The sequence below is a fragment of the Streptomyces sp. ATLC9 genome (assembly GCF_057196705.1).
Map to the genome: position 1 here is coordinate 1 of NZ_JBXUOY010000159.1, position 12,500 is coordinate 12,500.

At 73.5% G+C, this 12,500-nt stretch carries 11 protein-coding genes, 1 pseudogene and 1 riboswitch; of the genes and pseudogenes, 9 read left to right on the forward strand and 3 right to left on the reverse strand.

The window, feature by feature from the left end; genetic code table 11:
* Window positions 1–820, reverse strand: an 820-nt coding sequence (locus tag AC2CJA_RS16970) for an MFS transporter (RefSeq protein ID WP_484603533.1), incomplete at its 3' end; no start/stop codon positions are given.
* Window positions 821–879: 59 nt separating this feature from the next.
* On the opposite strand from AC2CJA_RS16970, the pseudogene AC2CJA_RS16975 reads away from it, so the two are divergent.
* A pseudogene (locus tag AC2CJA_RS16975) lies at window positions 880–2,112 on the forward strand (ROK family transcriptional regulator); the annotation flags it as partial.
* Between the two features lie 18 nt (window positions 2,113–2,130).
* On the opposite strand, the gene AC2CJA_RS16980 reads toward AC2CJA_RS16975, so the two are convergent.
* A complete protein-coding gene (locus AC2CJA_RS16980; protein WP_484603534.1) occupies window positions 2,131–4,596 on the reverse strand; it encodes a chitinase C-terminal domain-containing protein in 2,466 nt (821 codons plus the stop codon).
* 291 nt (window positions 4,597–4,887) lie between these two features.
* A riboswitch (FMN riboswitch) is annotated at window positions 4,888–5,018 on the forward strand.
* Window positions 5,019–5,227: 209 nt separating this feature from the next.
* Between AC2CJA_RS16980 and ribD the strand changes: the two genes are divergently transcribed.
* The 8 genes from ribD (at window position 5,228) to AC2CJA_RS17020 (ending at window position 11,472) form a co-directional block, all read left to right on the forward strand.
* A complete protein-coding gene (gene ribD, locus AC2CJA_RS16985) occupies window positions 5,228–6,352 on the forward strand; it encodes a bifunctional diaminohydroxyphosphoribosylaminopyrimidine deaminase/5-amino-6-(5-phosphoribosylamino)uracil reductase RibD (protein ID WP_484603541.1) in 1,125 nt (374 codons plus the stop codon).
* Entirely contained in the window at window positions 6,353–6,970 is a 618-nt protein-coding gene (locus tag AC2CJA_RS16990) for a riboflavin synthase (protein WP_484603535.1), read from the forward strand.
* On the forward strand, window positions 6,967–7,710 hold the full coding sequence (locus AC2CJA_RS16995) for a nicotinamide mononucleotide transporter family protein (RefSeq protein WP_484603536.1): 744 nt from the start codon (window positions 6,967–6,969) through the stop codon (window positions 7,708–7,710). Before AC2CJA_RS16990 ends, AC2CJA_RS16995 begins: the two co-directional genes overlap by 4 nt.
* 2 nt (window positions 7,711–7,712) lie before the next feature.
* Window positions 7,713–9,086 carry a bifunctional 3,4-dihydroxy-2-butanone-4-phosphate synthase/GTP cyclohydrolase II gene (locus AC2CJA_RS17000; RefSeq protein ID WP_484603542.1) on the forward strand — a complete coding sequence of 458 codons (1,374 nt, stop codon included), beginning with the start codon at window positions 7,713–7,715 and terminating at the stop codon, window positions 9,084–9,086.
* Between the two features lie 76 nt (window positions 9,087–9,162).
* The gene (gene ribH, locus AC2CJA_RS17005; protein ID WP_484603537.1) at window positions 9,163–9,648 is read left to right on the forward strand and encodes a 6,7-dimethyl-8-ribityllumazine synthase; all 486 of its coding nucleotides are present in this window, start codon (window positions 9,163–9,165) and stop codon (window positions 9,646–9,648) included.
* Window positions 9,649–9,682: 34 nt separating this feature from the next.
* Window positions 9,683–9,955, forward strand: a complete 273-nt coding sequence (locus AC2CJA_RS17010; RefSeq protein ID WP_241717475.1) for a phosphoribosyl-ATP diphosphatase — start codon at window positions 9,683–9,685, stop codon at window positions 9,953–9,955.
* A gap of 113 nt (window positions 9,956–10,068) precedes the next feature.
* Window positions 10,069–10,917: an ATP phosphoribosyltransferase gene (gene hisG / locus AC2CJA_RS17015; protein WP_484603538.1), complete on the forward strand. Its 849-nt coding sequence runs from the start codon at window positions 10,069–10,071 to the stop codon at window positions 10,915–10,917.
* A 72-nt stretch (window positions 10,918–10,989) separates the two neighbouring features.
* Window positions 10,990–11,472 carry a PH domain-containing protein gene (locus tag AC2CJA_RS17020; RefSeq protein WP_484603539.1) on the forward strand — a complete coding sequence of 161 codons (483 nt, stop codon included), beginning with the start codon at window positions 10,990–10,992 and terminating at the stop codon, window positions 11,470–11,472.
* A gap of 88 nt (window positions 11,473–11,560) precedes the next feature.
* On the opposite strand, the gene AC2CJA_RS17025 is transcribed toward AC2CJA_RS17020, so the two are convergent.
* Window positions 11,561–12,500 (reverse strand): AAA family ATPase (locus tag AC2CJA_RS17025; protein WP_484603540.1); only part of this gene is annotated, 940 nt, incomplete at its 5' end.

Sequence of the window (12,500 nt, forward strand, 5' to 3'; positions counted from 1 at the left end):
CGCGCAGGGTGCGGAGGGGGCCGTTGCGGCGCTCGGCGGGGTCGCCCGGCAGGCGGGCGACGGCCATGGTGCAGGCGAACGCGGTGTAGCTCGCGGCCGCGACCGTCGCCGACGCGCCGGTGACATCCCTGAGATAGACACCGGACCAGTCCATCGAGGCACCCTCGGCGAGCACCGCGCACATCCCCACCGCGCCGATCAGCAGGGCCGAACGCGGCGGCAGGGCGAAGCGCGGCGGCGCCTCCTGCCCGGGCGCGGGGCGTACGTCCAGCAGCCCGCGGCAGGCGGCCGGGACGGCCGCGGGCCGGCCGGCCGCGGCCAGCGACAGGTGGATGCGGGCGTCCACGCCGAGGTGGACGGCGCCCACCCCGGCCGCCGAGCCCAGCAGCGCGCCCACGCTCCACATGCCGTGCAGCCCGGACATGATCGAACGACCGTAGCGCTGCTCCACCTCCACCCCCTGGGCGTTCATGGCCACGTCCGCCATACCGGCGGTGGCGCCCAGGGCGAGGAACGCGGCGCAGAGCACGGCCGGGTGGGGAGAGAGGGCGGGCAGGGCGAGGGAGGCGCACCACAGCACGAGCAGGGCGCGTACCGCCGTCCGTCCGCCGTAGCGGTGCACGATACGCCCGGCCAGTGGCATGGCGAGTGAGGCACCGATCGCGGGGAAGGCCAGAGCGAAGCCCAACTGGCCGTTGCTCAGGTCGAGTTGGTCGCGAATCCAGGGGATGCGGGTGGTGAAGCCGCCGGAGACCGCGCCGTGCAGGGCGAAGACCAGGGCGACCGAGCGCCGGGCCCGGCGGATGGAGGAGGAGGGCATGCGCGTAAACTATCAGGAAGCCTTCCTGAATGAAAAAGGAAATCTGCGAGGATCCCTTCATGAGCACGCCCCCACGGCCCGCGTCCTCCGCCGCCCCGGTCCGCCCCGCGCACACCGCGTCACCCCGCACGGCCCGCGCCATCAACGACCGGATCGCGCTGGAACTGCTGGTGGATCACGGCCCCCTGACGGCCGGCCGGCTCAAGGAGCTGACCGGCCTGTCCCGCCCCAGCGTCGCCGACCTGCTGCGGCGCCTGACCGACGACGGGCTGGTCCGGGACGTCGGGGAGACGGGGGAGGCCCGCCGCGGGCCCAACGCCCGGCTGTACGGCCTCGTCGCCGACCGCGCCCACGTCGCGGCCGTCGACGTCCGCGCCGGCAGCGTATCCTTCGCCCTGGCCGACCTGGCGGGCGGTGCGGCCGGCGGGGCGGAACTGCCCGCGGGAGACGGCGGGGAGGGCGAGGACGACCCCGTGGAGCGGACGGTGACCGCCCTGCGGGAGGTGCTGCGGGAGAACGGCGTCACCACGCTGCACACCGTCGCCGTCGGCGCCCCCGGCATGATCGACCCGGCCACCGCAACCCTCGGCCGCGGCAGCGCGCTGCCGGCCTGGCACGCCCGTGTCCCGGCCGCGATCCGCGAACGGCTGGGGGTTCCGGTGGTGCTGGAGAACGAGGTGAACCTCGCGGGCATCGCCGAACACCGCCTCGGCGCGGCGCGCGGACGAGACACCTTCGTCCTGCTCTGGCTGGGACACGGGGTGGGAGCCGCCGTGATCCTGGACGGCACACTGCGCCGCGGCGCTTCCGGGGGCACCGGCGAGGTCGGTTTCCTGCCGGTGCCCGGCACCTCCGGGCCGCCGTCGGCGACGGACTGCGACGGCGGTTTCCACTCCCTGGCCGGGGCCGGGGCGGTGTGCGCGCTGGCGCGCGAACACGGCGTGGGGCCGCCGCGGCACGCCCCCATAGGCGGCGTCCACGCCGCGGAGGCGGTGGTGCGCGCCGCGGTGGCCGGCACGCCGGGGGCCGGCGCCGAGGCGTTCCTGGACGCGCTGGCCGAACGGATCGCCGTGGGCGTCGCGGCCGTCGCCTCCGTACTCGACCCCGGCTGCGTGGTGCTCGGCGGCGAGGTGGGGCGGGCCGGGGGGCGGCCACTCGCGGAACGGGTGGCCGGCCGTCTGGCCGGGATGTCCCCGCTGGCCACCGAGGTGCTGTGCGGCAGGGTCGAGGGGAGCCCGGTGCTCGGCGGTGGGCTGGTGACGGCCCTGGACGCGGCCCGGCGGGAGCGGTTCACCGGGGTGAAGCCCCGGTCAGCAGGGGCCCAGGTCCTGCCAGACGCCCCATTCGCCGGTGGTACCGGGCTGCTCGCCCTGCGTCCACCACTTGGCCTTCCAGGTGCGGTTCTCCCAGGAGACGGTGGCACCGCCGGGGTAGGCGGTCGCCCGGCTCCAGGCGGGCGCGGCGCACTGCGTGCCGCCGGTCGTCGTGCCGCCGGTGGTGCCACCGGTCGTCGTGCCGCCGGTGGTGCCGCCGGTGGTGCCGCCGGTCGTCGTGCCGCCGGTGGTGCCGCCGGTGGTGCCGCCGGTCGTCGTGCCGCCGGTCGTCGTGCCACCGCCGTCCACCACCGTCACGCCGCGTGCCAGGTCCCCGGCCAGCCCGTACGTCCTGCCGCCGAAGGACACCGTCCAGTTCGACGGCGTGGACACCGGCAGGTAGTACACGAAGTCGAGTTCGACCGACGCGCCCGGCGCCAGAGTCTGCCAGGCGGGCAGCTTCAGCGAGACGCGGTGGAAGTCGCCGTCCAGCCCGCCGACGTTCCCCGTCCTGGTGTGCCCGCTGGCCACGATCGTGGTACCGAAGCCCGACTGGTCCTTGGCGTTGCCCGGCGCCGAGGTGGCGTAGTCGAACCGGAACTCCGTGCCGCCGGGAAGGGTCGCCTTCGAATTGTTGGTGATCTTCAACTTGGGGCTGATCGGGTAGTTGGAGTCCCCGAGGGCGAACTTGCCGAACTCCACGTCGATGTCCAGCGCCTGGCTCGGCGTCTCGGTGCCCGCGCGCCGCGCCCCGTACGGTGAGGCGGCCTTGAACTTCTCGTACATCGCGGTGGTGAGCGTGTCGCCCATCCCGTACTGGCCCTTGGCGGCATTCCAGCCGTAGTCGCCGGCCAGCTCCCAGACCATGGTGCCGCCGATGCCCTTGTCGACCACGTAGTCGGCCTTGGCGTTCACGGACTGCTCGTCCTCCGTGGACAGGAAGACCCTCTTCTGCGCGTTCCACAGCCACGGTGCGGTGAGGGTGGCGTCGTACTTCCTGGCGTAGGTGCCTGTGAGCTTCGTGTCCGCCGGCAGGCCGTACTCGTCGACGTAGTCACCGACGATGCCCTTCTCCAGGTTCTTGGCGTGCCACATCGGGTTGGAACCGGCCGGGGACTCCTCGCCGGCGGTGTCCTTGTCGTGCCAGAGGTTGTCGATGCCGACCGCGCCGTCGCCGCATCTGGTCAGTCCCGAGCCGGCCGGGCACTCCGTCGCCGCGGCCTTCCCCCACAGCCCGTCCGTGCCGCCGGTGACGTTCTTCCAGCCGCGTGTGTAGTAGGGCAGGCCGATGTTGATGCGGCCGGCCGGCATCGAACCGCGGAAGTAGTGGTAGGCCCAGTCGGTGTTGAGATAGCCGATCCCGCCGTACTGGGAGGTGGTGTAGACGCCTGCCTGGGCCAGTTCGCCGTCACGTCCGTCGTCGTACAGCGAGGCGTTGGGGCCGACGTACTCGTTCCAGGCGCCGTGCAGGTCGTACGACATGATGTTGACGTAGTCCAGGTACTTCTGCACCTGGAAGGTCTCCATGCCGCGCAACAGGTAGCCCGAGGACGGCGCGGCGACGGTGAGCAGATAATGCTTACCGTCGGCGGCGCCGGCGCGGTCGAGCTTCTCGCGCAGGGTCTTCATCAGGGCGGCGTAACCCCTGACGAGTCCGGCGCGGCGGGGGTTGGCGATGGACCAGTCGAGAGGGTTGCCCGCGTCCTTCATGGTCGTGGGGTACTCGTAGTCGATGTCAACGCCGTTGAAGCCGTACTTCCTGACGAAGTCCACGGCCGAGTCGGCGAAGGTGTCGATGCCCGACCGGTTGACCGATCCGTCGGCATTGGTGGCCATGGTGTAGAAGCCGCCGGAGTCCACCCGCTTGCCGTCGGGGCCGAAGTAGCCGCCGGTCTCGGCCCAGCCACCCACCGAGATCAGCGTCCTGACCTCCGGATGCTGCTTCTTGAACTTGTTGAGCAGGTTGAAGTGGCCCTTGTACGGCAGGGCCGGGTCCATCTCCGCACCCGTGACACCGGGCCAGGTCATGCCGGTCGCGGTGTTCTCCGGCCCGTCGGGTCCCACCGAGAGCCGGTTGCCGCCGTCGACGTGCGCGAAGGCGTAGTTGATGTGGGTGACCTTGTCCCAGGGGATGTCGGAGGCGAGGTAGCGGGGCGTGCCGTCGGCCCCTGTGCGCCAGCCGGTGAAGTAACCGATGATGCGCCGCTGGTGGTCGGCGCCCATCTTCTCGCGCCCGGCGGTGTCGTAGACCGTGCAGTAGGGAACACTCACGCCCGGCGTCGCGTACAGCCCGTCGGGGCGGCAGGACGCATGGTCCTCGGCGGCGTGGGAGGGAGAGCCCGGCAGGGTGCCGAGCAGCAGCCCGGCGACGGCCGCGGCGGTCGCGGCGAGTACCGCCCCGGCGCGCGTACGGGCGCGGGGCGGTCTGCCGCGGAGGGCGGGGACGGACACGCTGGACGACATGCGTGGACCTTCCGATGCGGTGAGGGGTCGAGTGGGGAGTTCTGTGCAGAGGTCCCGTGCGCCGGGGCGGACCGGGCGGACAGACCGGTGCGCCCCGGGACGGACGGTGCTCGGGCCCGGGCGTGCGCCCCCCCGGAGCCGGTCCCTCGGAGGTGTCGCAGACACTAAGAGGACTAGACCAGTAGGTCAATAGGTCTGGACCAGTTGTCCGTTCAGTGCTGTGAGCCGCTCCACAGGCCCTCTCTGGTGCCGCTCCAACCGGACGTGGCACACTGGTCGCGTACCAACGTCAAGCGCACTCCGGGGTCGGTGAAAGTCCGAACCGGCGGTTACAGTCCGCGACCCGACCGCTGCCAGCGGCCGGTTGACCAGGTGAAATTCCTGGACCGACGGTTAAAGTCCGGATGGGAGGCAGTGCGCGGCGGGCCGCGAGACGGCCGGTACGCCGCCGTAGGCGGATCCACGGTTGCCCTGCCGGGCCCGGAGATCCGGCCCGCCGCCCGGCGTCCCGTCCACCCCGCGAGACCGTTCGTTTCCCGTACCGCCCCGGAGTCCGTGCCCGAAGAGGCAGGAGGACCCGGTGGCCACCGAAGCCGCAGCGCCCACCGCGCGGGAGCGCGAACGCGACGCCATGCGCCGTGCCGTCGCCCTCTCCGCCCGCGGCCTCGGCTCCACCAGCCCCAACCCCGTCGTCGGCTGCGTCGTCCTCGACGCCGCCGGGCATATCGCCGGCGAGGGCTGGCACCGGCGCGCCGGCGGCCCCCACGCCGAGGTCCACGCCCTCGCCGAGGCCGGCGGGGCGGCCCGCGGCGGCACCGCCGTCATCACCCTGGAGCCCTGCGACCACACCGGCCGCACCGGCCCGTGCAGCCGCGCCCTGATCGACGCCGGCGTCACCCGGGTGGTCTACGCCGTCGCCGACCCCACTCCCGCCGCCCGGGGCGGCGCGGACACCCTGGCCGCCGCCGGGATCGACACCGAGGCAGGCCTCCTGGCCGAGGAGGCCGCCGAGGTCAACGCCCCCTGGCTGACCTCGGTGCGCCTGGGCCGCCCGTACGTGCGCTGGAAGTACGCCGCCACCCTCGACGGCCGTACCGCCGCCGCCGACGGCACCAGCCGCTGGATCACCTCCGGCACCGCCCGCGCCGACGTCCACCGGCTGCGCGCCGAGGCCGACGCCGTGCTCGTCGGCTCCGGCACCGCCCGCGCCGACGACCCCCACCTCGCGGTGCGCGGTGTCCCCGGCGCCGTCCAGCCGCTGCGTGTCGTCGCCGACACCGAGGCCCGTGCCGTCCGTCCCGGCGCCCGCGTCCTGGACGGTGAGGCCCCCACCCTGGTCGCCGTCGCCGACGACCTGCCGGAGGCCGCCACCGCCCACCTCGCCGGGCACGCCGAGGTGCTGCGGCTGCCGCGCGCCGGCCGCCCCGGCGGGGGCCTGGACGTCGCCGCGCTGCTCGCCGCCCTCCACGACCGCGGCGTGCGGTCGGTGCTACTGGAGGGCGGCGCCACCCTGGCCGGGGCCTTCGTCGCCGCCCGAGCCGTGGACCGGGTCACCGCCTATCTCGCTCCGGCCCTCCTCGGCGCCGGGCCCGCCGCCCTCGCCGACGCCGGAATCGCCACCATCGCCGACGCGTCGCGGCTGGCGGTGACCGCGGTCGAGCGGATCGGGCCGGACCTGCGCATCGACGCCGCGCCCGCGGTACCCGCCGTGCCCACCGCATCCGCCCCCGCCGTCCACGACCCCAAGGAGTCCTGAGTGTTCACTGGAATCGTCGAAGAGCTGGGCGAGGTCGTCGCGATCGAGGAGCTGGCCGAGTCCAGCCGCTTCCGGCTGCGGGGCCCTCTGGTGACGGAAGGGGCGAAGCACGGCGACTCCATCGCGGTCGACGGAGTCTGCCTGACCGTCGTGGACACCGCCGGCGGGGAGTTCACCGCCGACGTCATGGCCGAGACCCTCAAGCGCTCCGCTCTCGGCGCCCTGGCGGCCGGCGACCGCGTCAACCTGGAGCGGCCCATGGCGCTGGGCGGACGGCTGGGCGGCCACATCGTCCAGGGCCATGTGGACGGCACCGGGACCATCACCGGGCGGGTGCCCGGCGAGAACTGGGAGATCGTCAGGATCGCCGCCCCGGGCGGGCTCACCCGCTACATCGTGGAGAAGGGCTCGATCACCGTGGACGGTGTCAGTCTCACCGTCGTCGAGGCGGGCGAGGCGGACTTCACCGTCAGCCTCATCCCCACCACCCTCGCCCTGACCACCCTGGGCGTGAAGGGCGTCGGGGACCCGGTCAACCTGGAGGTCGACGTCCTGGCCAAGTACGTCGAGCGGCTGCTCGGCCACCGCGCCGCCGCTGCCGCCGAGGTCGTCCGATGAGCGTGCTGGAGTGGCTCGACGGAACACTCAACGGGACCGCCTTCGAAGCGTTCGGCCAGAGCGTGAAGTGGTCCGACATGGTCGGCAACGTCATGGGCCTGATCGCCCTCGCCCTCGGCTGGCGCCGCTCCATCTGGACCTGGCCCGCGCAGTTCCTGGCCGGACTCATCCTGGTCGCCGCATACACGTCCGCCCAGCTCACGGGCGGCGTCGGTAAGCAGCTGCTGGTCATCGGCGTCGCCGTGTGGGGCTGGCGCCAGTGGCGGCGCGGCGCCCCCGCGCAGGGGGAGGACCGCGGGAGCGCGGCTGCCGGGCGGCCCTCCGGCGACGGGACGGGTGACGGCGCGGACGACAAGGCCGACGGCAGGATCACCGTGCGGTTCGCCACCTGGCGCGAACGCGGCAGGCTGCTGGCCGGGACGGCCGTCGGGACCCTCGCGGTCGGCGGGCTGTTCACGCTCTACCCGCAACTGTCCTGGAGCCCGTGGGCCGACGCCTACATCTTCGTCGGCACCCTGGCGGCGATGTTCGCCCAGGCCCGCGGCTGGGTGGAGTTCTGGTTCGCCTGGCTGCTGGTGGACCTGGTCGGCGTCCCGCTCGCCTTCGGCAGCGGCCTCGCCTTCTCCGGCCTGGTCTACGTCATCTATTTCGTCCTCGTCCTGTGGGGTCTGCGCGACTGGTGGCTGCGCTCCCGTGCGGAGGCGGCGAACGACCCGACTCTGGAAGGAGCTTCGGCATGACCATGCTGCACACCCGGAACCCGTACCCCGCCGGTTCCACCGCCCTCACCGCAGGGGCCGACGCGTTCGGCGGTGAGGCCGGCGAGACCCTGGCGCTGGACCCGGTCGAGCGCGCGATCGCCGACATCGCCGCCGGACGCCCGGTGGTCGTCGTCGACGACGAGGACCGCGAGAACGAGGGTGACCTCGTCGTCGCGGCCGAGCTGATAACGCCGAAGATCGTCGCCTTCATGATGAGCGAGTGCCGGGGCCTGATCTGCACGCCGATGGAGGCCGGCGAGCTGGAGCGGCTGGAACTGCCGCAGATGGTCGGGGACAACACCGAGTCGATGGGCACCGCCTTCACCGTCTCCGTGGACGCCTCCGCCGCCCACGGCGTGACCACCGGCATCTCCGCCGCCGACCGCGCCACCACCATCCGGCTGCTGGCCGACCCGGCGTGCGAGGCCGGCGACCTCGTGCGCCCCGGCCACGTCTTCCCGCTGCGCGCCCGCCCCGGCGGCGTGCTGGAGCGCCCCGGCCACACCGAGGCCGGAGTCGACCTCGCCCGCCTGGCCGGACTGCGTCCCGCCGCCGCCATCGTGGAGATCGCCGGCGAGGACGGCACCATGCTGCGCCTGCCCGAGCTGGTGCCCTTCGCCCGCAAGCACGGACTGGCGATCGTCTCCATCGAGGCGCTGATCGCCCACCGCCGCTCCCGCGAGCAGGCCGCACCCGCCCCCGCCCCTGCCCCCGGCCCGGACGTTCCCGCCGTCCGCCGCGAGGCCGTCACCTCCCTGCCCACCGCACACGGCGACTTCCGCGCCCACGGCTACCGCTCCGCGGCCGACGGCGTCGAGCACATCGCCCTGGTCGCCGGGGACGTCGAGGGCGCCGAGGACGTACTGGTCCGAGTGCACTCCGAATGCCTGACCGGCGACGTGTTCGGCTCGCTGCGCTGCGACTGCGGACCCCAACTGGACGACTCCCTGCGCCGCGTGGCCGCCGAGGGCCGCGGCGTGGTGATCTACCTGCGCGGGCACGAGGGCCGGGGCATCGGCCTGCTGTCCAAGCTGCGTGCCTACCAGCTCCAGGAGGCGGGCCGCGACACCCTCGACGCCAACCTGGAACTCGGCCTGCCCGCCGACGCCCGCGACTACGCCGCCGCCGCGCGGATGCTCACCGGCCTCGGTGTGCGCTCCCTGCGACTGATGACCAACAACCCCGACAAGACCGGCGCCCTCGCCCGGTACGGTCTGCGCGTCACCGGCCGCGAGCCGGTGCCCGTCCAGGCGGGCGAGCACAACCTGCGCTACCTGCGCACCAAGCGGGACCGCATGGGGCACGACCTGCCCTGGCTGGACGGGGGAGCCGTGCCCGTCCGCAGCGGCCGGTGACACCGGCTCCGCCGTACACCCCACCCCTGCATCTCCACCCGTACACCCACCGAACGACCCGTCGACGAGGAGCAACGTGAGCGGTAAGGGCGTCCCCGAACTGACCGTCAAGAACTGCGGCGACCTGCGCGTGGCCGTGATCGCCGCGCAGTGGCACGAGAAGGTGACGGGCGGCCTGCTCGACGGCGCGCTGCGCGCCCTGGGCGAGCTGGGCATCCACGAGCCCACCGTGCTGCGCGTCCCCGGCAGCTTCGAGCTGCCCGTCGCCGCCAAGGTGCTGGCCGCCCGCGGCTACGACGCGGTCGTCGCGCTCGGTGTCGTCATCCGCGGCGGCACCCCGCACTTCGACTACGTCTGCCAGGGTGTCACCGCCGGCCTCACCCAGGTCTCCGTGGAGACCGGCGTGCCCGTCGGCTTCGGCGTGCTGACCTGCGACACCGAGGAGCAGGCCCTGGACCGCGCCGGGCTGGAGGGCTCCGGCGAGGACAAGGGGCACGAGGCGGTCACCGCCGCCGTCGCCACGGCCGCCGTCCTGCGCACCGTCGCGGAACCCTGGCGGTGAACGGGTCCGCGACCGGCGTAGGGTAGGGGGCACCATGGCGAACAAGACATTCGAGGAGCTCTTCGGCGAGCTCCGGCAGAAGGCCGCCACCGGCGACCCCGCCACCTCCCGCACCGCCGAACTGGTGGCCGCGGGCGTCCACACCATCGGCAAGAAGGTCGTCGAGGAGGCCGCCGAGGTGTGGATGGCCGCGGAGCACGAGGGAGCGGAGCGTACCGCCGAGGAGATCTCCCAACTGCTCTACCACCTCCAGGTGATGATGGTCGCCCGGGGCATCGGCCTCGACGACGTATACGCTCATCTGTAGGCGGGACCGCCCCGGATCCCCGGCGCCGTCCCGCCGACCGCGCCCCTCACCCGCACGCCACGACCCACTCCGCGCCGCCCGCACCGGCCCGAAGAAGCGAAGGAAGACCACCCATGCTGCGCATCGCCGTCCCCAACAAGGGTTCACTGTCCGAGCCTGCGTCGGCGATGCTCCATGAGGCCGGCTACAAGCAGCGCAAGGACCGCCGTGAACTGGTCCTGGTGGACGGCGACAACGAGGTCGAGTTCTTCTTCCTCCGCCCCCGTGACATCGCCGTCTACGTGGGCTCCGGCAAGCTCGACATCGGCATCACCGGCCGCGACCTGCTGCTGGACTCCGGAGCCGCCGCCGAGGAGATCCTCCAGCTCGGCTTCGCGGCCTCCACCTTCCGCTACGCCACCCGCCCCGGCACGGCGGGCGGCGTCGGCGACTTCGGCGGCATGACCATCGCCACCTCCTTCCCCGGCCTGGTCGCCAAGCACCTGGCCGACAACGGGGTGGACGCCTCCGTCGTCCGCCTGGACGGCGCGGTGGAGACGGCCATCCAGCTCGGTGTCGCCGAGATCATCGCCGATGTCGTCGAGACCGGCACCACGCTGCGCAACGCCGGACTGGACATCATCGGCGAACCCATCCTGGAGTCCGAGGCCGTCGTCATCCGGCGCACCGGGGCCCCCGCCGACGACCCCAAGGTGCGGCAGTTCCTCCGCCGCATGCAGGGCGTCCTGGTGGCCCGGCGCTACGTGATGATGGACTACGACATCCGCGCCGAGAAGGTGGAGCAGGCCGTGGCCCTCACCCCCGGACTGGAGTCGCCCACCATCTCGCCGCTGCACCACGAGGGCTGGGTCGCGGTGCGCTCCATGGTGCCCGCCAGGGACGCCCAGCGGATCATGGACGGCCTGTACGATCTGGGCGCCCGGGCGATCCTCACCACCGGCATCCACGCCTGCCGCCTCTGAGGCCGCCGGCCCGCACCGGCCCGCCCGAGCACCGGCCCACCGAAGCCCCCGACCCACCGGAGAGCGACGCACGTGCCCGCCCCCGCCCCTCAGCCCGGCGCAGACCCCGGCCCCGGTCCCGAACTGCCGGTGACCTTCCGGCCCGCCCGCACCCGCGCCGTCCTGCTGTCGGTCGGCGCCGCGATCCTGGCCACCCTCACCACGGTCGCGACGATGCTGGAGATCGGACCCGGGGAGCGGGCCTCCTTCGTCCTCACCGGCCTGCTCTTCCTCGGCGTCCTCGCCCTGCTCAGCCGCCCGAGGGTGATCGCCGAGGAGAGTGGCGTCACGGTCGTCAACCTCACCACCGTCCGCCGCCTGGAGTGGGCGGAGATCGTCAGGGTGAACCTCCGCTCCGGCGACCCCTGGGTCCTGCTCGACCTCGCCGACGGCACCAGCCTGCCCGCCATGGGCATCCAGCCCGGCATCGCGAAACAGCAGGCCGTCCGGGACGCGAAGGCGCTGCGCGCACTGGCCGAACACCACGGCACGGGGCCGGGGCCGTCCTCCCGCTGAGCATCGCGCCGCTGCAAAGCGGTGGTCAGGTGAACGACGGAGGTTCGCGCCGCCGGCCCCCGGGGCCCCCGCCGGACAGCACCTCACCCTAGGCCTGCATCAGGTCCGGCAGCCGCAGCGTCACCAGCTCCTGCCGTGAGGGTGTGCCCGGGCAGTCCGAAAGCCGCAGATCGCGGTAGGCGCAGGACTTCTCGTACAGGGTGCGCAGGAAGCGGCCGTTGCCCAGCTCGTCGATCCACCCCTGGTCCACCACGTGGCCGCTGATGCTGCGCAGCTCCTCCAGTGCCTCCTCGTCCCACACGTCGCCGTTGCCGGCCGCCAGCACCTCCCCGATCGCCGTCAGCTCCGACGGGCGGTAGCTGGGGAAGTCCACCCGGGTGGTGAAGCGCGAGCCCAGGCCCGGGCTGGCGGCCAGCAGCCGGTCCATGCCCTCCGGGTAGCCCGCCAGGATCACCACCAGCCGGTCCCGGTTGTCCTCGGCGCGCTTGAGCAGCACCTGGAGCGCCTCGTCGCCGTACGCGTCGCCCATGCCGTGACCGGTGTTGGACAGGCTGTACGCCTCGTCCACGAAGAGCACCCCGCCCAGCGCGGAGTCGATCAGCTCGTTCGCCTTGACCGCCGTCTGGCCGAGGTACTCGCCCACCAGATCGGAGCGCTGCGCCTCCACCAGGTGGTCGCCGCCCAGCAGGCCCAGCGCGCAGAACACCCGCCCCAGGATCCGCGCCACCGTCGTCTTGCCCGTCCCCGAGGGGCCGGAGAAGAGGAAGTGCCGCTTGGGCGGCTGGACGGGCAACCCCTGTTCGGCACGGAGCCGCGCCATGTGCAGCTGCGCCGACAGCGCCCGCACCTGGCGCTTGACCGGCTCCAGACCGACCATGCGCTCCAGCTCCTCCATCGCGCGGGCCAGCAGCACCGGATCGGCCGGCCCCGCCGGGAAACGCCCGGCCGTCCCCCGGCCGCCGGAGGACCGCTCCCGCGCCCAGTCCGCCTCCGCCGGCACGGGCCCGCCCGCGCCGGCGGCCGTACCG